We start from the raw sequence: 21518 nt of genomic DNA on the forward strand, positions 1-21518 counted from the left end.
CTCGCGCGTGGTCTTATTTCTTCGCGAACTCGGGCCGGTCGTTCTGCTGCGGCTTGAGCGGGGCGTCGGACTTGCCCGCCGCGCGGTCCTGGCGCCATTGCTCCTTGCGGGCGGTCCACTCCTGCAGCCGGGCGTGCGCAGTCTTGCTCTCCTGCAGCATCTGGAACTCATCGGCGAGCTGGGCGCTCAGTTCGAGCCGGACTCCGTTCGGGTCGAAGAAGTAGATGCTATGGAAGATGTGGTGATCCGTCACCCCCAGCACCTGCACGCCGTGCGCTTCGAGGCGCTCCTTCATGCGCTTGAGCTCGTCCACGCCATCGACGCGGAACGCGATGTGGTTGACCCACTTCGGCGTATTGGGCGACGGCTCCGACGCCGCGTCGTCGCCGAGGTCGAAGAAGGCGATGAACGACCCGTCCTGCAGCCGGAAGAAGAAGTGCGTGTACGGGCAGAACTCGCCCGTGCTCGGCACATAGTCGCTCTGGATGATGTGGTACAGCGGCAGGCCGAGGATGTCCTCGTAGAAATGCCGCGTCTCCTCCGCGTCGCGCGCGCGATAGGCGACGTGGTGGAGCTGGTGGATCGGAGCGGGCGCGGGCAGGGCGCCCGCGTCCTTCAGGACGGCTGCCATGGAGGCTCCTCGATTCAACAATGCGTAATGCATTTACTATAACGTAATGGCCTTGCTCGCTCCACGCCGAGGGGACTTGCTTTGAGAACCTTTATCAGCTGCATAGATGGGATAGGCTCGGTCCATCAGGTGCATTGAGGCTCGCTATTAGACGGGCCTGTCCTCCCTCATTACGCTTGCAGCGTCTTCGGCCGCGCCGAAGCGCAACGGTTCCCTCGTCACCCACCCAGAAGGAGATCTCCATGGCAGCACTCAAAGGCTCCAAGACGGAAGAGAACCTGAAGGCCGCCTTTGCAGGCGAGTCCCAGGCCAACCGCCGCTACCTGTACTTCGCGAACAAGGCCGACGTCGAAGGCCAGAACGATGTGGCGGCCCTGTTCCGCTCCACCGCCGAAGGCGAGACGGGCCATGCCCATGGTCACCTCGAATGGCTCGAGCAGGTCGGCGACCCCGCCACCGGCCTGCCGATCGGCAGCACGCGCAACAACCTGAAGGCCGCCGTGGCCGGCGAGACCCACGAGTACACCGACATGTACCCGGGCATGGCCAAGACGGCGCGCCAGGAAGGCTTCGACGAGATCGCCGACTGGTTCGAAACCCTGGCGAAGGCGGAGCGCTCGCACGCCAACCGCTACACCAGGGCCCTGAACGAACTGGCCGACTGACGACGCGTGCGGCTCGCGCCGCAACGCTGGACTGCACCGGGCTCGCGCCCGGTGCATGACGAATGGACACGCGACCGGTGCTCATTCGCCATGCAGGCCGCGCAGCGGTCGCGTCATTTGTCATCCACGGAGACACCACGAATGGCCGTCCGCGAAGGCAGTCTGGAGGCGCCCACCCGCCATCCCATAGCCTGGAAGAGCCCCGACTACCACGACGAGGAGAAGTGCCTCGCGGAGCTGGAGCGCATCTTCGACATCTGCCACGGTTGCCGCCGCTGCGTGAACCTGTGCAATTCCTTTCCCACCTTGTTCGACCTGGTCGACGAGGGCCCGTCGGGTGAAGTCGACGGCGTCGCGAAGCAGGACTACTGGAAGGTCGTCGACCAGTGCTACCTGTGCGACCTCTGCTACATGACCAAGTGCCCGTACGTTCCGCCGCACCAGTGGAACGTGGACTATCCGCACACCATGCTGCGGGCGAAAGCGATCAAGTACAAGAAGGGCGGCGTGGACGCCGGCTCCAGGCTGCTGGCGTCCACCGACGTGCACGGGCAGCTCGCCGGCATTCCCATCGTCACGCAGGCGGTCAACGCCATCAACGAGACGCAACCGGCCCGCGCTGCGCTGGAGAAGGTCCTGCACGTGGACCGCCATGCCTGGCTTCCCTCGCTGGCGACGCGCCGTTTCCGCAGCGCTGCGCCACGCTCGCCCGAGACGCCGGTGCAGGACGGCGAGCGCGCGCCCGGCAAGGTGGTCGTGTATTCCACCTGCTACGTGAACTACAACGAGCCCGGGATCGGCCTCGACCTGCTGAAGATCCTGCAGCACAACGCCATCCCCTATGTCGTCGTGAGCAAGGAGCAATGCTGCGGCATGCCCAAGCTGGAGCTCGGCGACCTCGAGTCCGTGGACAAGGGCAAGCGCGCGAACATCCCGGTGCTTGCCAAGTACGCGAAGGAAGGCTGGGCGATCGTCGCCCCGGTGCCGAGCTGCACCTTGATGTTCAAGCAGGAAATCCCGCTGATGTACCCGGACGACGCCGACGTGCAGGCGGTGAAGCAGGCGATGTGGGATCCCTTCGAGTACCTCGCGGCCCGCAAGCGCGACGGCCTGCTCAAGACCGAGTTCCCGCAGTCGCTCGGCAAGGTGAGCTACCACGTGCCGTGCCACCAGCGCGTGCAGAACATCGGGCCCAAGACCGAGGAAATGCTCAAGGCGGTCCCGGGCACCGAGGTCTACCGCAACGAGCGCTGCTCGGGCCATGCGGGCACCTACGGCGTGAAGACGGGGACGCACGAAGTGGCGATGAAGATCGGCAAGCCGCTGTTCCGCCGCATGGCCGAACACCCCGCCGGCGGCGCGCCCGACTACATCAGTTCCGACTGCGCGCTGGCCGGCCACCACATCGACCAGGGCTTCGACGTGAACGGGCTCGGCACGCCGCGGCTCGAGCACCCGCTGACGCTGCTGCGCATTGCCTACGGATTAGACTGAATACCTGGGGACGGACCTTTGGCCCTGTCCCCTCTGAAACCATGAAGACGACCGGCAAGATCACGGCCGACAGCCTGATGACCCTGGAGGCCTACGCGAAGTGGCGCAAGCTGCACCACGGCGAGGTCATCGCGCATCGCAAGCTGCGCAGCGTGCCCCTGGGCGAGCACATCACGGTGCAGTTCGAGAGCGAACTGTCGATGCGATACCAGATCCAGGAGATGCTGCGCATCGAGAAGGTCTTCGAGGAAGAGGGCATCCAGCAGGAGATCGATGCCTACGCGCCCCTGGTGCCGGACGGCGGCAACTGGAAGGCGACGATGATGATCGAGTATCCCGACGAGAACGAGCGGCGGCGCGAACTCGCGCGCCTGATCGGCGTCGAGGACCGCATGTTCGTGGAAGTCGAAGGCCACGGACGCGTCTATGCGATCGCCGACGAGGACCTGGATCGCGAGAACGACGAGAAGACCTCCTCCGTGCACTTCCTGCGCTTCGAGCTCACGCCGGCGATGCGCGCGGCGGTGAAGGCGGGCGCCGCGGTGAAGCTCGGATGCGACCACACCAACTACCCGGCGCATGTGACGATCGGGCCGGAGACGCTGGCCTCGCTGGCGAGCGACCTGCAGTAGCGCGGCCCGGCGTCAGGGCGCCGGCGCGAACAGGTCCACGCGATCGGTGATGATCCCGTCGGTGCCGAGCGCGACCAGCCGCTGGGCCGCCCAGTCGTCGTTCACGGTGTACGAGAGGCAACGCATGCCGCCGCCGTGCACCTGCGCGACGAGCGCCGGGTCCCACAGCGCGTGGTTGCACACGATGGCGACGCATTGCAGGCGCTGGGCCAGCTCCCACCAGTCCGGCGTCAGCGCGTCCAGCAGCAGTCCGCGTGGCAGTTGCGGCTGGGCCTGTTGCGCCGCCTGCAGCGCATCGGGACGGAAGGACGTGAGCAGCGGAGGCACCGCAGCCGACTTCCAGAGCCGCGCCGCGTAGTTCGCCACCACTCGCCCGGTCTCCTGGTCGGCTCCCGGGGTCGGCTTGATCTCGATGTTCAGGAGCAAGCCGTTCGCCAGACAGAAGCGCGCCACGTTCTCGAGCGTCGGCAGCGGCTCGCCCGCGTAGCCGCGCGAATGCCAGCTGCCGGCGTCGAGGCGCGCGAGCTGGTCCCACGGCTGGTCACCGCCGAGGCCGACACCGTTGGTGGTGCGCTCCAGTGCCGCGTCGTGCATCAGGAAGGGCACGCCATCGGCCGAGAGCTTCACGTCGCATTCGAACATGCGGTAGCCGTGCGCCGCGCCGACGCGAAACGCCGCGAGCGTGTTCTCCGGTGCGAGCTTGCCGGCGCCGCGGTGGGCGATCCAGCGGGGATAAAGCCATGGGTTCACGATGCGTTCCCGGGTGCGCGAGTGCTTCTCATCGGGCTATCCGCTTGCCGGTTTCCGCGTCGAACGAGTGCAGCCGGTCTTCGCGCGGCTTCACCCGGATCACCTGGTCGGGCCGGGGCGACGGCTGGTTCTCCTCGATGCGCACGATGATCGGCTCGTCACCCAGCCGGCCGTAGATCAGGCGCTCGGCGCCGAGCATTTCGACGGTCTCCGTGCGCACTTCCCAGCCGCTATCCCCCACGTCCAGGTGTTCCGGCCGGATCCCCGTGATGGCGCCGTTGCGGCCGCCCTGCGCGTTCTTCAGCAGGTTCATCGGCGGCGAGCCGATGAAGCTCGCGACGAAAGTGGAGGCCGGCCGGTGATACACCTCGTCGGGCGTGCCGAACTGCTCCACGCGCCCGGCGTTCATCACGATCATGCGCTGCGCCAGCGTCATCGCCTCCACCTGGTCGTGCGTGACGAACAGCGAGGTGATGCCCAGTTCGCGGTGCAGCTTCTGGATCTCCAGCCGGGTCTGCGCGCGCAGCTTCGCGTCCAGGTTGGACAGCGGCTCGTCGAACAGGAAGACCAGCGGCTGCCGCACGATCGCGCGGCCCATGGCGACGCGCTGGCGCTGGCCGCCGGAGAGCTGGCGCGGCTTGCGATCGAGCAGGTGGCCCAGTTCGAGGATGGCCGCCGCCTTGTCCACACGCTCCTTGATCTCCGCCACCGGCATCTTGCGGATCTTCAGGCCATAAGCCATGTTGTCGAACACGCTCATGTGCGGATACAGCGCGTAGTTCTGGAACACCATGGCGATGTCGCGGTCGGCGGGCTCGAGCTCGTTCACGACGCGCCCGCCGATGGTGATCTCGCCGCCGCTGATCTCCTCCAGGCCGGCGACCATGCGCAGCAGGGTGGACTTGCCGCAGCCGGAAGGGCCGACGATCACGACGAATTCGCCGGTGCCGACTTCCGCGTCGACCCCGTGGATCACCTGCAGTTCGGTCCGGCCCTTGCCGTAGCGCTTGATGACGTTGTTGAAGGTGAGGGCTGCCATTTAGTCAGTTGTGACAGAGCAACGATGCTCCGCATCTCTTGGGCTGTGACGCAAGGTCATTTATTTTTCCGCGTCCACCAGGCCGCGCACGAACCATTTCTGCATCGCGAGCACCACCACGGCGGGAGGCAGCATCGCCAGGATCGCCGTGGCCATGACGATGCTCCACTGCGTTTCCGCGTCGCCGGCGGAGATCATCTGCTTGATGCCGACCACCACCGGGTACATCCGCTCCTCGGTGGTCACCAGCAGCGGCCAGAGGTACTGGTTCCAGCCGTAGATGAACTGGATGACGAACAGGGCCGCGGTGCTGGTCGCCGACAGCGGCAGCAGCACGTCCTTGAAGAAGCGCATGGGACCGGCGCCATCGACGCGCGAGGCCTCGGCGAGTTCGTCCGGTACGGTCAGGAAGAACTGCCGGTAGAGGAAGGTGGCGGTCGCAGAGGCGATCAGCGGGATCGCGAGCCCCGCATAGCTGTTCAGCATGTGCAGGTCCGACACCACCTTGTACGTGGGCGCGATGCGCACTTCCACCGGCAGCATCAGCGTGACGAAGATCGCCCAGAAGCACAGCATGCGGAACGGGAAGCGGAAATACACGATGGCGAAGGCCGAGAGCAGCGAGATCGCGATCTTCCCGATGGCGATCGCCAAGGCCATGACCAGGCTGACGGTCAGCATCCGCGCCATCGGCGTGTGCAGTCCCGTCCCCGTATCCGTGCTCAGGAGCGCCGCGGTGAAGTTCTCGAGGAAGTGCGTGCCGGGCGTCAGCGGCATGGGCACCTGGATGATTTCTTCGGTGGTGTGGGTGGACGCGATCAGCGCGATGTAGACCGGGAACACGACGACGGCGACGCCGAGCAGCAGCACGACATGCGTCAGCACCGACAGGAAGCGGTTTCTCTCGATCATGGCTTCAGTAGTTCACCTTGCGTTCGACGAAGCGGAACTGCAGCACCGTCAGGCCGATGACGACCACCATCAGCACGACGGACTGCGCCGCCGACGAGCCCAGGTCCAGCGCCTTGAAGCCGTCGAAGTACACCTTGTAGACGAGGATCGCGGTGTCCTTGCCGGGACCGCCCTTGGTCGCCGTGTCGACGATCGCGAAAGTGTCGAAGAAGGCGTAGACGACGTTGATGACCAGCAGGAAGAACGTGGTGGGCGACAGCAGCGGGAACTGGATGGTCCAGAACCGCCGCCACGGGCCCGCGCCGTCGATCGCAGCCGCCTCGATCAGCGAGCGCGGGATGCTTTGCAGCCCGGCGACGAAGAACAGGAAGTTGTACGAGAACTGCTTCCACACGGCGGCCATGACGACCAGCGCCATCGCGTGGTTGGCGTTCAGCAGCGAGTTCCATTCGAAGCCGACCTCGTGCAGCCAGTAGGCCACCACGCCGATGCTGGGCGAAAACAGGAACAGCCAGACTACGCCCGCCACGGCAGGTGCGACGGCGTAGGGCCAGATCAGCAGCGTGCGGTACACCAGCGTGCCACGCACGACGCGGTCGGCGAACACGGCCAGGAGCAGAGACAGGCCGATGCCCAGGCCGGCGACCAGCAGCGAGAATTCCGCGGTGGTCTGGAACGAGGCCAGGTAGCTCGGGTCGTTCCACAGGTTGCGGAAGTTCTCCAGGCCCACCCACTGCACGGACAGGCCGAAGGCGTCCTGCTGCTGCAGCGACTGCACCAGGGCCTGCGCCGCGGGCCAGAAGAAGAACACCGCGATGACGATGCCCTGCGGCGCGAGCAAGGCCCACGGCAGCCAGGCGGATCGGAAGACGGACCGCTTTTCCATGTCGTGCATTGTCCACGAGGAAGCGCCCGCGGCCGGAGGCACGCGGGCGCCGTGTGAGCGGCCGCACGCGGCGGCCGGACTGCGAGCAGTACCTTACTTGTTGGCCTTCTGGAAGCGTTCCAGCAGGACGTTGCCGCGTTCGACCACCGCGTCCAGCGCTTCCTTGGCGGTCTTCTTGCCGGCCCACACCTGTTCGAGTTCCTCGTCCTCGATGGCGCGGATCTGCACGTAGTTGCCCAGCCGGATGCCGCGGGACTTGTTCGTTGTCTTGCGCACCATCTGGTTGACCGCGGTGTCGGCGCCCGGGTGCTCCTTGTAGAAGCCGGACTCCTCGGTGAGCTTGTACGAGGCGAGCGTCACGGGCAGGTAGCCGGTACGCTTGTGGCTGGCCGATTGCACTTCCGGCCTGGAGATGTAGTTCAGGAAAGCGGCCACGCCCTTGTAGACCTCGGGCTTCTGGCCGGCCATCACCCACAGGCTGCCGCCGCCGATCACGGTGTTCTGCGGCGCGCCCGGCACGTCCGGGTAGTACGGCAGTGTGCTTTCGGCGAACGCGAACTTGCCGTTCTTGACGATGCTGCCGTAGATGCCGGAGGACGCCGTCGTCATCGCGCACTCGCCCGAATAGAAGGCAGCGTCACCCGCGCTGCTGCGGCCCTTGTAGACGAACAGGCCCTGCTTGGCCATGTTGCCCAGGTTCTCGATGTGCCGCACGTGTAGCGGCGAATTCACGACCAGGCGCGCGTCGATGCCGCTCATGCCGTTGTCCTTGGTCGCGAGCAGCGTGTTGTGCCAGGTGGAGAAGCTCTCCAGCTGCGTCCAGCCTTGCCAGGAAGTGGTGAGCGGGCACTTGTGGCCGCTCGCCTTCAGCTTGGCCGCCGCCAGCGTCACCTCGGGCCAGGTCTTGGGCGGATTGTTCGGGTCCAGCCCGGCCGCCTTGAACGCATCCTTGTTGATGTAGAAGACCGTGGTGGAGCTGTTGAACGGATAGCTCAGCATCTCGCCGTTGGGTGCGGTGTAGTAGCCGGCGACCGCGGGGATGAAGGCCTTGGCGTCGAACTTGTAGCCGGCGTCCTTCATGACCTTGGCCACCGGCACGATGGCGCCCTTGCTGGCCATCATGGTCGCGGTGCCCACCTCGAAGACCTGCAGCAGGGCAGGGGCCTGGCCGGCGCGGAAGGCCGCGACGGCGGCGGTCATGGACACGTCGTACTCGCCCTTGAAGACGGGAACGATCTTGTAGTCCTTCTGGCTTGCGTTGAACTGGTTCGCCAGGTCGTTGACCCAGTCGTTGTTGGCGGCGGTCATCGAGTGCCACCACGGGACCTCGGTGACGGCATGGGCGGGGGCGGCGGCGGCGAATGCAAGGCTCAGGACGAGCGCGGAAAACCTGATTTTCATTGTTCCTTTTCCTCGGGAGGTGCTGCGAAAAAGCCGTGACTCTACGGTGGAATTGTGACCGGCATTAGACAGAGCATGCCTCCCGGGCGGCAAGGGGGTTTCCCATGACGGGCCCGCGCGCTTGCTGCGCTGCGGTAACATCCTCCTTCAGCCGGGTTGCTCTGTTTGGCTGCCACTGTGCTGACAACATGAACGCGCCAACGACACTCGAACAACTCATGGCCGCGGTCGGGGATGTCCCGCGCCTGCGCGAGATTCCCTACAACTACACGTCGTTCTCCGATCGCGAGATCGTCATCCGCGTGCTCGGCTCCCGTGCGTGGGAGATCCTGAATCGCCTGCGCGAGGAACGCCGCACGGGCCGCTCCGCCCGCATGCTCTACGAAGTGCTGGGCGACATCTGGGTCGTGCAGCGCAATCCCTACCTGCAGGACGACCTGCTGGACAACCCGCGGCGGCGGCGCCTGCTGGTCGAGGCCCTGCACCACCGGCTCGCCGAAGTGGGCAAGCGGCGCGACGCCGACGCCGATCCGCAGCGCGACGCCCTCGTGGGGGAATTGCTGGAGGACGCGAACCGCGCCGTGCGCCGCTTCGATGCGGCCTTCACCGAGACCGCTGCCCTGCGCGCGCGGGCCCAGCGCCTGCTGCGCCGCTACACGCGCAAGGACAACATCAAGTTCGACGGCATGTCGCGCGTGTCGCACGTGACGGACGCCACCGACTGGCGCGTCGAGTACCCGTTCGTGGTACTCACGCCCGACACCGAGGAAGAGATGGCCGGCCTGGTGAAGGGCTGCATCGAGCTCGGGCTGACCATCATCCCGCGCGGCGGCGGCACGGGCTACACCGGAGGCGCGATCCCGCTCACCTGGAAGAGCGCGGTGATCAACACCGAGAAGCTCGAGGCCATGAGCGAGATGGAGCGGGTCGCCATCCCCGGCCACGACCAGCCGGTGCCGACGATCTGGACGGAAGCGGGCGTGGTGACGCAGCGCGTGTCGGACGCCGCGGAGCGCGCCGGCTTCGTGTTCGCCGTGGACCCGACGTCGGCCGAGGCCTCGTGCATCGGCGGCAACATCGCGATGAACGCGGGCGGCAAGAAGGCCGTGCTGTGGGGCACGGCCCTGGACAACCTGCTGTCCTGGCGCATGGTCACGCCCGAGGCCGAGTGGCTGGAGGTGATCCGCCTGGACCACAACCTCGGCAAGATCCACGACGCCCCGATGGCGACCTTCGAGCTGCGCTACTTCGGCGCGCCGAGCAAGATCGACTGGAGCAAGCCGCAGCGCGTCGAGCGCCTCGAGATCCCGGGATCGCGCTTTCGCAAGGAAGGCCTGGGCAAGGACGTCACCGACAAGTTCCTGTCCGGCCTGCCCGGCATTCAGAAGGAAGGCTGCGACGGCCTGATCACCAGCGCGCGCTGGGTCGTTCACCGCATGCCCGCGCACACGCGCACGGTCTGCCTGGAATTCTTCGGCAATGCCCGGGACGCGGTGCCCAGCATCGTCGAGATCAAGGACTTCATGTTCGCCGAGCAGAAGCGCAGCGGCGTGGTGCTGGCGGGCCTGGAACACCTCGACGACCGCTACCTGCGCGCCGTGGGCTATTCCACCAAGTCCAAGCGCGGCGGGCTGCCCAAGATGGTGCTGGTCGGCGACATCGCCGGCGACGATCCGGACGCCGTGGCGCGTGCCACTTCGGAGGTGGTGCGGCTGGCCAATTCACGCAGCGGCGAAGGCTTCATCGCGATCAGTCCCGAAGCCCGCAAGAAGTTCTGGCTGGACCGCAAGCGCACCGCCGCGATCAGCAAGCACACCAACGCCTTCAAGATCAACGAGGACGTGGTGATCCCGCTGCCGCGGATGGCGGAGTACACGGACGGCATCGAGCGCATCAACATCGAGCTGTCGCTGCGCAACAAGATCGCGCTGGCCAACGAGCTGGAACTCTTCTTCGCCCGCGGCAACCTGCCGCTGGGGCGGCAGGACGACGCCGGCGAGATTCCGTCGGCGGAACTGCTGGAAGACCGCGTGCAGCAGGCGCTGGCCCTCGTGCGCGAGGTGCGGGCGCAGTGGCAGGGCTGGCTCGACGGCGTCGACAGCCTGTTCGCGCAGTTGCAGGACCACAGCCTGCGCGCGAGCTGGAAGACGCAGATCCGAGCGCCGCTGCAGGCCATCTTCGCCGGCAATGCGTTCGCCCCCATCCTGCTCGAGGTGGACGCGATCCATCAGCGCGTGCTCAAGGGCCGTGTGTGGGTGGCGCTGCACATGCACGCCGGCGACGGGAACGTGCACACCAACATCCCCGTCAACAGCGACGACTACGCGATGCTGCAGACGGCGCACGAGGCCGTGAAGCGCATCATGGTGCTGGCCCGCTCGCTCGACGGCGTGATCTCGGGCGAGCATGGCATCGGCATCACCAAGCTGGAGTTCCTCACCGACGAGGAGATCGCGCCCTTCGCCGAATACAAGCAGAAGGTCGACCCGCAGGGCCGCTTCAACAAGGGCAAGCTGCTGCGCCCGTCCGCCTTGGGCGAGGTCGACGCCGACACTTCCGTGTACGCGGACCTCACCAACGCGTACACGCCGTCCTTCGGCCTGATGGGGCACGAGTCCATCATCATGCAGCAGTCGGACATCGGCGCGATCGCCGACTCCATCAAGGACTGCCTGCGGTGCGGCAAGTGCAAGCCGGTGTGCGCCACCCACGTGCCGCGCGCGAACCTGCTGTACAGCCCGCGCAACAAGATCCTCGCCACCTCGCTGCTGGTGGAAGCCTTCCTCTACGAAGAGCAGACGCGCCGCGGCGTGTCGATCAAGCACTGGGAAGAGTTCGAGGACGTCTCGGAGCACTGCACGGTCTGCCACAAGTGCCTGAACCCGTGCCCGGTGAAGATCGACTTCGGCGACGTGTCGATGAACATGCGCAACCTGCTGCGCAAGATGGGGCAGAAGAGTTTCCGCCCCGGCAACGCGGCCGCCATGTTCATGCTGAACGCGACCAACCCGGAGACCATCAAGGCGGTGCGCGCCGGCATGGTCGGCATCGGGTTCAAGGCGCAGCGCCTGGCGAACACGGTCTTCCGCGGCTTCGCGCACCTGCAGGTCACGCGGCCGCCGGAGACGCACTTCCCCGCGCCGCTCAAGGAACAGGTCATCCACTTCGTCAACAAGAAGCTGCCTGCGGGCCTGCCGACGAAGACTGCGCGCGCGCTGCTGGACATCGAGGACAAGGATTACGTCCCGATCATCCGCGACCCGAAGGCGACCACCGCGGAATCGGAAGCGGTGTTCTATTTCCCCGGCTGCGGCTCCGAGCGCCTGTTCTCGCAGGTGGGGCTCGCGACGCAGGCGATGCTGTGGCATGCCGGCGTGCAGACCGTGCTGCCGCCCGGCTACCTGTGTTGCGGTTACCCGCAGCGCGGCTCCGGCCAGTTCGACAAGGCGGAGAAGATGATCACCGACAACCGGGTGCTCTTCCACCGCGTCGCCAACACGCTGAACTACCTGGACATCAAGACCGTGGTGGTCTCGTGCGGCACCTGCTACGACCAGCTGCAAGGCTACGAGTTCGACAAGATCTTCCCGGGCTGCCGGATCATCGACATCCACGAGTACCTGCTGGAAAAGGGCATCAAGCTCGAAGGCGCGGGCGGGTACCTGTTCCATGATCCCTGCCACTCGCCGATGAAGCTGCAGGAGCCGATGAAGACGGTGAAGGCGCTGGTCGGCGAGAACGTGCGCAAGTCCGAGCGCTGCTGCGGCGAGTCCGGCACCTTCGGCGTCACGCGCCCCGACATCGCCACCCAGGTGCGCTTCCGCAAGGAAGAAGAACTGCGCAAGGACGAAGCGGCGCTGCGCGCCTCGGGCGCGGTGCCGGCCGAGGGCAACGTCAAGATCCTCACCAGCTGCCCGAGCTGCCTGCAAGGCCTGAGCCGCTACAACCATGACCTGCAGAACGGCCTGCTCGAGGCCGACTACATCGTGGTGGAGATGGCCAGCAAGATCCTCGGTGCCGACTGGATGAAGCAGTACGTGGCTGCCGCCAACGCAGGCGGCATCGAGCGGGTGCTGGTGTGAGCACGGCGCGGTGAAGCAGCCCGGTTGTCCCTTGTGCGATGCGCCCGGCGGACGCGTGGTGGTCCAGGCCCCGCGCTGGCGCCTGGTCCACGCGCAGGAGCCGGGCTTCCCGGGCTTCTATCGGGTGGTCTGGGAGCAGCACGTGCGCGAGTTCTCGCAGCTCGTGCCGGCGGATCGCCAGTCCTGCATGGACGTCGTGGTCGCGGTCGAGGAAGCCTTGCTGCGGCACCTTCAGCCCACCAAGGTGAACATCGCCGCGCTGGGGAATGCCGTGCCGCACCTGCACTGGCACGTGATCGCCCGGTTCGACTGGGACAGTCACTTTCCCGGCGCCGTCTGGGCCGGCGTGCAGCGCACGGCGGACCCGCAGAAGCTCGAAGCCGTCTCAGCGCGCCTGCCCGCGCTGGAGCAGGACCTGCTGGCGCGCTTTTAGCGGCTGCGCCGGGGCGCCGCCGAAACACGGCTGGCCCGATCTCTTTCCACTTGCAAAACCTGTGTGCGGATGGCGCGTGTATAACGCGCAGGTCGCGGATTCCGCTTGTCACTCGGGGATCGGGGGGCCGTCCATGCTTGCCGCACGTCAACGCGTTTCCTGGCAGGCGGCCCTGGGGGTCGCCTGCTTCTTGCTGGCGGCCGTGCCGCTGCACGCGCAGACGGTCGGCGACGTGGAGTTCTCGCGCGGCGTCGGCTTTGCGCAGAGCCCGGGCGAGCCGCCGCGCACCCTGGGGCGCGGCCTGCCGCTGCGGGAGGGCGACCGCCTGACGACCGCCGCGGGCGCCTCCGCGATCATCCGGCTGCAGGACGGCACGCGCATGACGGTGCGGCCCGACTCCGAGCTCGTGCTGCAGCAGTACCGCTTTCGCGAAAGCGCGCCGGACAACAGCATGCTCATGCAGCTCGTGCGCGGCGGCTTCCGCGCCGTCACCGGCCTGATCTCGAAGGGCTCCCCCGACGCCGCGCGCGTGCAGACCAGCACCGCCGTCATCGGGATCCGCGGCACGGACTTCGATGCGCGCCTGTGCACCACGCCCGAATGCGCGCAGGAGTCGACGCAGGTCCGGGAAGCGGCGCGTCCGAATGCGGTGCAGGCCAGCGCCAGGATCATCGACGTGCGGGGCGAGAGCTACGCCACCGACGCCGACGGCAGGCGGCGGCGGCTGGTGGATGGCGGCAGCGTGTACCCCGGCGACGTCGTCGAGACGACGCCCGGCTCGCAAGGCGTGCTCGTGTTCCGCGACGGGTCCCGGGTCACGCTCGGATCGCACACGCGCTTGCGGCTCGACAACTTCGTCTACGACGAGCGCAATCCGGGTGACGGCCGCTTCCTCGCCTCGATCCTGCGCGGCTCCCTGCGCATCTTCACCGGCCTGATCGGCCAGGCCAACCACCGCAACGTCGGCTTCGGCACGGCGAACGCGACCATCGGCGTCCGTGGCACGGGTTTCGACGTGACCTGCACGGGTGCCTGCGCCGGCGAGCCGGGCGATCCGGGCACCGGCCTGACGCTCTGGACCTGGCTGGGCGCGATCGAAGTGGCGCCCAGCGGCCAGGCCGCGTTGCAGGTGCTGCAGGCCGGGCAGGGCCTGTTCATCCCGGCGACCGGGTCGGTGCAGGAGATCAGCACCGAGCCGGCCCGGCCCGAGCCGCGCCCCGATGCGGTCACCGTGCCGCCCAAGCTGTTCGCCGAGAGCAGCGTGCCCGATGCCGCCGAAGGCCTGTTCGTCTTCGTGCGCGACGGGCACATCGAGATCACGACGGCGGGCGAGGTGCTGCACCTTGGGCGCGGGGAAGCGGGCTTCGCCGGCCTCGACGGCCGCACGGCGCGTCCCGAAGTGATCCCGAAGTTCATCGAGTTCGACCGCGTTCCGCTGCCGAACTCGCGCAATCCCCTGCTGACGAGCATCCTGAACGAGTCGGGCGTGCGCACGGGCCCGGTCTGCAGGTAGGGCTGTGCGCGGCTGAACACGAGTGCATCTCTGAAAATGGGGATCAACGACCAACATCCGGACGCAGGGGACGCAGAGATTGCGCAGAGGACGCAAAAGGAATTCCATTCAGGAGTTTCTTTTGCGGGCTTGGGTTGTTCCCTTTTGCGCCCTTTGCGTTCGGCAGCCCGCTCCCGCTTTCCGGCTGCCCTGGCCGCCTTGGCGGTGGCCACCGCTTCGGCACAGACGGTCACGCCCGCGGTGCCGCCGATGGCGAAGCCGGCCGCGCCGGTGGTGTTCGCGATCCGCGGCTTCCGCATCGAAGGCGAGAACCCGATCGGCGAGGCCGATGCGCAGCGCGTGCTGGCGCCTTTCGTGCGGCCCGACGCGACGCTCGCCACCTTGCAGCAGGCGACCGCCGCCCTCGAATCCGAACTGCGCGCCCGCGGCTACGGCCTGCACCGGGTCGTCCTCCCGCCGCAGGACATCGGTGACCGCGTGCGGCTCGCCATCGTGAGCTTCACCCTCGGCCAGGTCGGCTACGAAGGCCGGCAGATCTACGACGAGGCGAACATCCGCCGCTCCGTGCCGGAGCTGCGCGAAGGCGAGAGCCCGAACTTCCGCAAGCTCGCCATCCAGACCGCCATCGCCAACGAAAACCCGAACAAGCAGATCCAGGTAGGCCTGCGCGAGTCGCAGGAGGCCGACCGGATCGACGCGACCATCACCGTGCACGAGCAGCGGCCCTGGACGGCCGGCGTGGCGATCGCCAACACCGGCAATGCGTCCTCGGGCCGCGACCGGTTGATCCTCACCGCGGGCCACACCAACCTGTTCGACCGCGACCACGAGTTCATCGGCGCGTACACGACCTCGATCGAACGCAGCGAGGACGTGAAGCAGCTCGGCCTGGCGTACAAGATCCCGCTCTATTCGCTCGGCGCCGTCGTCGGGGCCACGTACACGCATTCCGACGTGGTCGGGAATTTCGGCAGCTTCACCAGCACGGGCGCCGGTCACGCGATGACGCTGGCGTACACGCAATACCTCGAACCGCAGGGCGGGCGGCGCAGCTACGTGTCGCTGGGGCTGGAGGACAAGGTGTTCGACGCCGGCCTGCTGAACGACCAGAGCTTCGGCCAGGAAAACCGGCGCAGCCGGCCGCTCACGCTGGGCTACACGGCGCGCACCGAGACCGACACCGCATCCTGGGGCTACAACGCCGCACTCGCCGCGAACACCGGCACGGGCGCCCACAACGATCTCGCCTCCTACCGCACGGAGGATCCGCGCATCGACACGGTCCACTGGACGGCGCTGCGGGGCGCGGCCACCTATTCCGCGCCCTTCGCGGGCCGCTGGCTGTGGACCGCCCGCGGCTCCTTCCAGTACAGCGGCGCCGTGCTCATTGCCGGCGAACAGTTCGGCATCGGCGGGCTCGGCTCGGTGCGCGGCACCGACCTGGACCGGCCGGTCACCGGCGACTCGGGCCTGCAGGGCACGGTGGAAGTGATGACCCCCGAGCTCCTGGCCGGCATGCGCCTGCTCGGCTTCGTCGACGCCGGCTATGTGCGCAACAACAAGCCCGACGGCATGACCAACCCCGCCTCCGACGGCCTCGCCAGCGTGGGCGTGGGCCTGCGCTACACGCGCGGCGTGGTCACGGCCGCCATCGACTACGGCTACCTGGTCCGCGGCAGCCGCGTGCCCCTGGCGCTGGATTCGGGTTCTCCCCAGACCGGCGACGAGCGCCTTTACGTGAGCGTCGGTATCCGTTTCTAACCGGGTTGTCCGCAGGCGACCGCACGCAAGCGCGCGCGCGGTGCAGTGCGTACACTAGGCCATGGCCGGTCTGCGCAACGAAACTCCTTCCCCCGAATCCATCACCCTGCATGGCGCCTCGCGCGTGCTGGAGGTGGGCTTTTCCGACGGCTCCCGCTTCCGCATCCCGTTCGAGCTGATGCGCGTGTACTCGCCTTCGGCGGAAGTGCAGGGCCACGGGCCCGGCCAGGAGGTGCTGCAGACGGGCAAGCGCGAGGTCGGCATCGTCGAACTGGAGCCCGTGGGCAACTACGGCGTCAAGCCGACCTTCTCCGACGGCCACGACAGCGGCATCTTCTCCTGGGAGTACCTGCACTTCCTGGGCTCGCAGCAGGCGAAGCTGTGGGAGGACTACGAGCGCCGCCTGCGCGAAGCGGGCGTCGAGCGCGATGCCGCCATGCCCGCGAAGTCCGGCCATGCCTGCGGCCACTGAACAGGGAACTCCATGAGCCAGACGCATTTCGGTTTCCAGAGCGTGGACGAGCGGGAGAAGGCGCGCCGCGTACGCAGCGTGTTCGACTCGGTCGCGCCGCGCTACGACCTGATGAACGACCTGATGTCCATGGGCCTGCACCGCGCGTGGAAGGCCTACACCGTGCTCGCCGCGGACCTGCGCCCCGGCCAGCGCGTGCTGGACATCGCCGGCGGCACCGGCGACCTGGCGCGTGCTTTCGCGCGCAAGGTCGGCAGCTCCGGGCTGGTCGTGCACACGGACATCAACGCCTCCATGCTGCGCGTCGGGCGCGACCGCCTGCTCGATGACGGGCTGGTGCTGCCCACCGTCGTCTGCGATGCCGAGAAGCTGCCCTTCGAGAGCGAGAGCTTCGACCGCGTGAGCGTCGGCTTCGGCCTGCGCAACATGACGCACAAGGAGCAGGCGCTGGCCGAGATGCAGCGCGTGCTCAAGCCGGGCGGCAAGCTGCTGGTGCTGGAGTTCTCGCGCGTGGCGCCGCCGTTGCGCAAGGCCTACGACTGGTACTCCTTCAACATCCTGCCGCGGCTGGGGCGTTACGTCGCGCGCGACGAGGCGAGCTACCGCTACCTCGCCGAGTCGATCCGCATGCACCCGGGGCAGGAGGAGCTCAAGGCCCTGATGCGCAAGTGCGGTTTCGGTCACGTCGATTACCACAACCTGACGGGCGGAGTTGCCGCCTTGCATGTTGCGATCAAATGCTGAGATCGCATCCGTGCCGTTCGAGGAGCCACGCATGAAACTCTGGACCGTCCTTCTGGCCGCCGCGCTCGCCGTCGGCGCTGCCGATGCGGACGCCGCGCGCCGCCTGGGCGGCGGAGGCTCGATCGGGCGGCAATCGTCCAATGTCACCCAGCGTCAGTCGACGTCTCCCGCGCCCGCGACCCCCACCGCTCCTGCCAATGCGCAGCGCGCGCCCGAGCCGGCGGGTGCGCCGGCCGCGCCGCCGCCCCGCAGCCGTTGGGGCGGCATGCTGGGCGGGCTTGCCGCCGGCCTGGGCCTCGCCGCGCTGGCGCACGCGCTCGGCTTCGGCGCGGCGTTCGGCAGCGTGATGCTGGTTGTGTTGCTGGCCCTGCTGGCCATGACTGCCATCGCCATGCTGCGGCGGCGCGCGCAGCCCCCGGCCGCCGCCGCCGCCGGGCCCTACCAGCACAGCGGCCTCAGCGCGGACGACCCGCTCTCGCCGCGCCAGTACAACCCGCAGAAGGTGGGCAACGACGCATCGGCACGTCCGTGGGAGAGCGGCTATGACGCCACGCACGCCCAGGACGCCGCGGAGGCTGTGCGCATCGGCTCCGCGCTGCGCGGCTCGCCGGAGCCCGCGCCGGGTGAGCCGGCCTGGGGCATCCCCGCCGGCTTCGACACCGCCGCCTTCCTCGCGGCCGCCAAGCGCAACTTCGTGGCGCTGCAGGACGCCTGGGACCGCGCCGATATCGCGGCGCTGCGCGGCATGATGACCGACGAGATGCTGCGCGAGATCCAGGCCCAGCTCGCCGAGCGCGACCGCCAGCCGGGCCCGGTGCAGAAGACGGGCGTGGACCTGCTGGAAGCGCAGTTGCTCGGCATCCAGGACCTGCCCGGGGAGTACATGGCCAGCGTGGAGTTCTCCGGCATGATCCGCGAGGATCCCTCGGCCGGCCCCGCGCCGTTCCGCGAGGTGTGGAACATGACCAAGCCGCGCGACGGCTCCAGCGGCTGGCTGGTGGCGGGAGTGCAGGCGCTCCAGTGAGGTGGGGCCCGGCGCCGCGAGCGGCCGGGACCGCTTCGACGCGCAACGCTGGCGTGGACGGCCCAAGGGGCCACGCCGAACCACCATAATCCGGGGATGGCCAGTTCGCCCCCCGCTTCCTTCTTCGACCAGCTGTTCGATCGCGTCGGACAGATGTTGCAGCCGCCCCCGTGGGTCGTGGAGGAGATGCAGCGCCGGCTGGTGCTGCTGCTCAATCACGTGCTGCAGCAGGAGCCCGAGGCGCAGGCGCGCCTGAAGCGCCAGGCCGGCCGGCTCGTCGAGGCGCACTGGCGCCACTTCAACGTGCGGCTGGTCGCGACGCCCGCCGGCCTGCTCGACCTCGGCTCGAGTGCGCAGGCGCCGGACCTGAGCCTCACGGTCGCCGAGGACTCGCCGTGGGCGCTGGCGCAGACGGCGCTGCGCGGCGAGAAGCCGCCGGTGCGCATCGCCGGCGACGTGCAGCTGGCCGCCGAAGTGCAATGGCTGGTCGACCACGTGCGCTGGGACCTCGAGGAGGACCTCGCGCGCATCTTCGGCGACGCGCCGGCCCATGCCTTGGGCAGCGTGCTGCGCCGCATGGGCGATGCCGTGCGCCAGTTCACCGCGCGCGGCGGCGCCGCCGGATCCGGCGCTCCCGCCGGATCCGGCGTGCCGGCCGCGCCGACCGCTCCACCGGCGCCAGGGCAGGCAGGCGGATGACGCGCTACCTGCGCGCCTTCGTCATCGTCTGGGTCATCTTCCGCTTCGGGCTCGACGAGCTGGCGCTCTCCGGCTTCCGCCTGCGGGGGCTGGCTCGCATCATCACGATCGGCCGCCGCCGCCGGCTGGATGCACCGCGCGGCCAGCGCCTGCGCCAGGCGCTGGAGGCGCTCGGCCCCATCTTCGTCAAGTTCGGCCAGGTGCTGTCCACGCGCCGTGACCTGCTGCCGCCCGACATCGCCGAGGAACTGGCGATGCTGCAGGACCGCGTGCCGCCGTTTCCGTCCGAGGTCGCGGTGGCGAGCATCGAACGCGCCTTCCGCCGGCCGCTGAACGCGATCTTCGAGAGTTTCGAGCGCGAGCCGGTGGCCAGCGCGTCGATCGCGCAGGTGCACTTCGCCACGATCCGCCTGCGCAATGGCGAAGTGCGCGACGTGGCCGTCAAGGTGCTCCGTCCGGGCATGCTGCCGGTGATCGAGAAGGACCTGGACCTGATGCGCATGATGGCGGGCTGGGTGGAGTCCGTCTCGTACGACGCGCGCCGGCTCAAGCCGCGCGAGGTGGTCGCGGAGTTCGACAAGTACCTGCACGACGAACTGGACCTGGTGCGCGAGGCCGCCAACGCGGCGCAACTGCGCCGCAACATGGCCGACCTGCACCTGGTGATGATTCCCGAGATGTTCTGGGACTTCGTGCATCCGGAAGTGATGGTGATGGAGCGCATGGTGGGCATCCCCATCAGCCAGGTCGAGCGGCTGCGCGAGCACGGCGTCGACCTGGGCCAGCTCGCCCGCGACGGCGTCACCATCTTCTTCACGCAGGTGTTCCGCGACGGCTTCTTCCACGCCGACATGCACCCGGGCAACATCCAGGTGAGCGTGGAGCAGGGCACCTTCGGGCGCTACATCTCGCTCGACTTCGGCATCATCGGCACGCTCACGGAGTTCGACAAGGACTACCTGGCGCAGAACTTCACGGCCTTCTTCCGGCGGGACTACAAGCGGGTCGCGCAGCTGCACATCGAGTCGGGCTGGGTGCCCCCGGGCACCCGGGTGGACGAACTCGAAGGGGCGGTGCGCACCGTGTGCGAGCCCTACTTCGACCGGCCCCTGCGCGAGATCTCGCTGGGCATGGTGCTGATGCGCCTGTTCCAGACCTCGCGCCGCTTCAACGTGGAGATCCAGCCGCAACTGGTGCTGCTGCAGAAGACGCTGCTGAACATCGAAGGGCTGGGACGGCAGCTCGACCCGGACCTGGACCTGTGGAACACGGCCAAGCCCTTCCTCGAGCGCTGGATGATGGACCAGATCGGTCCGCGCAAGCTGCTGCAGGAGCTGCGCGACCAGGCGCCGCGTTACGCGAAGATCCTCCCCGAACTGCCCCACCTGATCCACCGGCGGCTCGTGCAGGACCGCGGCATCCTGAAGGAAGACGCGGACGAACTGATGGCCGAACTGAAGAAGACGAACCGGCTGCTGCGGACGCTGATCTACGGCGGGCTGTTCCTCGGCCTGGGCGTGCTGTTCCTGCTGGTGGCACCGTACCTGTTCTGAGCCCCGCAACGGTTGGGCATAATGCCGCGCAGCCCGGAACAGGGCCCAGGAGCTTGGGGCGTTCATGAACTACACGCTGGTCGTTTTCGTCGTGCTGTACCTGCTCGGCACCCTGGGCATCGGGGTCTGGGCGGGCACCCGCATCCACAACACCTCGGACTTCGCCATCGCCGGCCGCAGCCTGCCGCTGGTGATGGTCGTCACCACCACCTTCGCGACCTGGTTCGGTGCGGAGACGGTGATGGGCATCCCCGCCCGCTTCGTGCAGGGCGGGCTGAACGCCATCGTGGAAGACCCGTTCGGCGCCGGCACCTGCCTGATCCTGGTCGGCCTGTTCTTCGCGACGAAGCTGTACAAGCAGAACCTGCTGACCATCGGCGACTTCTATCGCCAGCGCTATGGCCGCGGCATCGAGGTGTTCTGCTCGCTGGCCATCATCCTCAGCTACCTGGGCTGGGTGGCGGCGCAGATCACCGCGCTGGGCCTGGTGTTCTCGGTGCTTACGAACGGCGCCATGTCCGAGACCACGGGCATGATCGTCGGCACGCTCGCCGTGCTGGTGTACGTCGTGATCGGCGGCTTCCTGGCGGTCGCGTGGACCGACTTCATCCAGATGATCGTGCTGGTGGTGGGCCTCACCATCATCGCCATCTTCTCCGCCGACCTGGCCGGCGGCGCCGACAAGGTGCTGGCCCTGGCGTCGTCCAAGGACCTCTGGAACTTCCTGCCCGCGCCCTCGCTCACCGACATGGCGTTCTTCGTCGCGGCGGGCGTGACGATGATGCTGGGCAGCATTCCGCAGCAGGACGTGTTCCAGCGCGTGATGT

19 protein-coding genes are annotated in these 21518 nt (G+C 67.9%); 13 read left to right on the plus strand and 6 right to left on the minus strand.

Annotated features, from left to right (window positions below; translation table 11 throughout):
- Nucleotides 1-13 precede the first annotated feature (13 nt).
- Entirely contained in the window at nucleotides 14-631 is a 618-nt protein-coding gene (locus tag JJB11_RS23350; protein WP_201177280.1) for a VOC family protein, read from the minus strand.
- A 242-nt stretch (nucleotides 632-873) separates the two neighbouring features.
- Between JJB11_RS23350 and JJB11_RS23355 the strand changes: the two genes are divergently transcribed.
- From JJB11_RS23355 to JJB11_RS23365, 3 genes are all read left to right on the plus strand, one after another.
- Nucleotides 874-1296 (plus strand): rubrerythrin family protein, encoded by a 423-nt coding sequence (locus JJB11_RS23355; protein ID WP_201177282.1) that lies wholly within the window; start codon nucleotides 874-876, stop codon nucleotides 1294-1296.
- Nucleotides 1297-1437: 141 nt separating this feature from the next.
- Nucleotides 1438-2790 carry a (Fe-S)-binding protein gene (locus tag JJB11_RS23360; RefSeq protein ID WP_201177284.1) on the plus strand — a complete coding sequence of 451 codons (1353 nt, stop codon included), beginning with the start codon at nucleotides 1438-1440 and terminating at the stop codon, nucleotides 2788-2790.
- 41 nt (nucleotides 2791-2831) lie between these two features.
- Nucleotides 2832-3422 carry a DUF3501 family protein gene (locus tag JJB11_RS23365; protein WP_201177286.1) on the plus strand — a complete coding sequence of 197 codons (591 nt, stop codon included), beginning with the start codon at nucleotides 2832-2834 and terminating at the stop codon, nucleotides 3420-3422.
- 12 nt (nucleotides 3423-3434) lie between these two features.
- On the opposite strand, the gene ugpQ is transcribed toward JJB11_RS23365, so the two are convergent.
- The 5 genes from ugpQ to ugpB form a co-directional block, all read right to left on the minus strand.
- Nucleotides 3435-4175 carry a glycerophosphodiester phosphodiesterase gene (gene ugpQ / locus JJB11_RS23370; RefSeq protein WP_201177340.1) on the minus strand — a complete coding sequence of 247 codons (741 nt, stop codon included), beginning with the start codon at nucleotides 4173-4175 and terminating at the stop codon, nucleotides 3435-3437.
- A 25-nt stretch (nucleotides 4176-4200) separates the two neighbouring features.
- Nucleotides 4201-5211, minus strand: coding sequence for a sn-glycerol-3-phosphate import ATP-binding protein UgpC (locus JJB11_RS23375; protein ID WP_201177288.1), 1011 nt, complete (start codon nucleotides 5209-5211; stop codon nucleotides 4201-4203).
- Between the two features lie 60 nt (nucleotides 5212-5271).
- A complete protein-coding gene (ugpE, locus tag JJB11_RS23380; RefSeq protein WP_201177290.1) occupies nucleotides 5272-6123 on the minus strand; it encodes a sn-glycerol-3-phosphate ABC transporter permease UgpE in 852 nt (283 codons plus the stop codon).
- Nucleotides 6124-6127: 4 nt separating this feature from the next.
- Nucleotides 6128-7009, minus strand: a complete 882-nt coding sequence (gene ugpA, locus JJB11_RS23385) for a sn-glycerol-3-phosphate ABC transporter permease UgpA (RefSeq protein WP_201177292.1) — start codon at nucleotides 7007-7009, stop codon at nucleotides 6128-6130.
- A 93-nt stretch (nucleotides 7010-7102) separates the two neighbouring features.
- Entirely contained in the window at nucleotides 7103-8410 is a 1308-nt protein-coding gene (ugpB, locus tag JJB11_RS23390; RefSeq protein ID WP_201177294.1) for a sn-glycerol-3-phosphate ABC transporter substrate-binding protein UgpB, read from the minus strand.
- A gap of 188 nt (nucleotides 8411-8598) precedes the next feature.
- Between ugpB and JJB11_RS23395 the strand changes: the two genes are divergently transcribed.
- From JJB11_RS23395 to JJB11_RS23440, 10 genes are all read left to right on the plus strand, one after another.
- Nucleotides 8599-12492, plus strand: a complete 3894-nt coding sequence (locus JJB11_RS23395; protein ID WP_201177296.1) for a DUF3683 domain-containing protein — start codon at nucleotides 8599-8601, stop codon at nucleotides 12490-12492.
- 10 nt (nucleotides 12493-12502) lie between these two features.
- The gene (locus JJB11_RS23400) at nucleotides 12503-12925 is read left to right on the plus strand and encodes an HIT domain-containing protein (protein ID WP_201177298.1); all 423 of its coding nucleotides are present in this window, start codon (nucleotides 12503-12505) and stop codon (nucleotides 12923-12925) included.
- 133 nt (nucleotides 12926-13058) lie between these two features.
- Nucleotides 13059-14438: a FecR family protein gene (locus JJB11_RS23405; protein WP_201177315.1), complete on the plus strand. Its 1380-nt coding sequence runs from the start codon at nucleotides 13059-13061 to the stop codon at nucleotides 14436-14438.
- 204 nt (nucleotides 14439-14642) lie between these two features.
- Nucleotides 14643-16199, plus strand: coding sequence for a ShlB/FhaC/HecB family hemolysin secretion/activation protein (locus tag JJB11_RS23410; protein WP_340643179.1), 1557 nt, complete (start codon nucleotides 14643-14645; stop codon nucleotides 16197-16199).
- 61 nt (nucleotides 16200-16260) lie between these two features.
- Nucleotides 16261-16671: a gamma-butyrobetaine hydroxylase family protein gene (locus JJB11_RS23415; protein ID WP_201177319.1), complete on the plus strand. Its 411-nt coding sequence runs from the start codon at nucleotides 16261-16263 to the stop codon at nucleotides 16669-16671.
- A 12-nt stretch (nucleotides 16672-16683) separates the two neighbouring features.
- Nucleotides 16684-17415, plus strand: coding sequence for a bifunctional demethylmenaquinone methyltransferase/2-methoxy-6-polyprenyl-1,4-benzoquinol methylase UbiE (ubiE, locus tag JJB11_RS23420; RefSeq protein ID WP_201177321.1), 732 nt, complete (start codon nucleotides 16684-16686; stop codon nucleotides 17413-17415).
- A gap of 31 nt (nucleotides 17416-17446) precedes the next feature.
- A complete protein-coding gene (locus JJB11_RS23425) occupies nucleotides 17447-18439 on the plus strand; it encodes a Tim44 domain-containing protein (RefSeq protein ID WP_201177322.1) in 993 nt (330 codons plus the stop codon).
- A gap of 96 nt (nucleotides 18440-18535) precedes the next feature.
- Entirely contained in the window at nucleotides 18536-19138 is a 603-nt protein-coding gene (locus JJB11_RS23430) for a hypothetical protein (protein WP_242529084.1), read from the plus strand.
- Nucleotides 19135-20691 (plus strand): ubiquinone biosynthesis regulatory protein kinase UbiB, encoded by a 1557-nt coding sequence (gene ubiB, locus JJB11_RS23435; RefSeq protein WP_201177324.1) that lies wholly within the window; start codon nucleotides 19135-19137, stop codon nucleotides 20689-20691. Before JJB11_RS23430 ends, ubiB begins: the two co-directional genes overlap by 4 nt.
- A gap of 64 nt (nucleotides 20692-20755) precedes the next feature.
- Nucleotides 20756-21518, plus strand: a 763-nt coding sequence (locus JJB11_RS23440; protein WP_422917856.1) for a sodium:solute symporter family transporter, incomplete at its 3' end; no start/stop codon positions are given.

The sequence above is a fragment of the Ramlibacter ginsenosidimutans genome, assembly GCF_016654015.1.
Taxonomy (GTDB): Bacteria; Pseudomonadota; Gammaproteobacteria; order Burkholderiales; family Burkholderiaceae_C; genus Ramlibacter; species Ramlibacter ginsenosidimutans.

Coding starts and splice junctions, on each gene's coding strand:
- JJB11_RS23350 (WP_201177280.1), bottom strand. CDS start 631: ATGGCAGCCGTCCTGAAGGACGCGGGCGCCCTGCCCGCGCCCGCTCCG.
- JJB11_RS23355 (WP_201177282.1), top strand. CDS start 874: ATGGCAGCACTCAAAGGCTCCAAGACGGAAGAGAACCTGAAGGCCGCC.
- JJB11_RS23360 (WP_201177284.1), top strand. CDS start 1,438: ATGGCCGTCCGCGAAGGCAGTCTGGAGGCGCCCACCCGCCATCCCATA.
- JJB11_RS23365 (WP_201177286.1), top strand. CDS start 2,832: ATGAAGACGACCGGCAAGATCACGGCCGACAGCCTGATGACCCTGGAG.
- JJB11_RS23375 (WP_201177288.1), bottom strand. CDS start 5,211: ATGGCAGCCCTCACCTTCAACAACGTCATCAAGCGCTACGGCAAGGGC.
- ugpE (WP_201177290.1), bottom strand. CDS start 6,123: ATGATCGAGAGAAACCGCTTCCTGTCGGTGCTGACGCATGTCGTGCTG.
- ugpA (WP_201177292.1), bottom strand. CDS start 7,009: ATGGAAAAGCGGTCCGTCTTCCGATCCGCCTGGCTGCCGTGGGCCTTG.
- ugpB (WP_201177294.1), bottom strand. CDS start 8,410: ATGAAAATCAGGTTTTCCGCGCTCGTCCTGAGCCTTGCATTCGCCGCC.
- JJB11_RS23395 (WP_201177296.1), top strand. CDS start 8,599: ATGAACGCGCCAACGACACTCGAACAACTCATGGCCGCGGTCGGGGAT.
- JJB11_RS23405 (WP_201177315.1), top strand. CDS start 13,059: ATGCTTGCCGCACGTCAACGCGTTTCCTGGCAGGCGGCCCTGGGGGTC.
- JJB11_RS23415 (WP_201177319.1), top strand. CDS start 16,261: ATGGCCGGTCTGCGCAACGAAACTCCTTCCCCCGAATCCATCACCCTG.
- ubiE (WP_201177321.1), top strand. CDS start 16,684: ATGAGCCAGACGCATTTCGGTTTCCAGAGCGTGGACGAGCGGGAGAAG.
- JJB11_RS23425 (WP_201177322.1), top strand. CDS start 17,447: ATGAAACTCTGGACCGTCCTTCTGGCCGCCGCGCTCGCCGTCGGCGCT.
- JJB11_RS23430 (WP_242529084.1), top strand. CDS start 18,536: ATGGCCAGTTCGCCCCCCGCTTCCTTCTTCGACCAGCTGTTCGATCGC.
- ubiB (WP_201177324.1), top strand. CDS start 19,135: ATGACGCGCTACCTGCGCGCCTTCGTCATCGTCTGGGTCATCTTCCGC.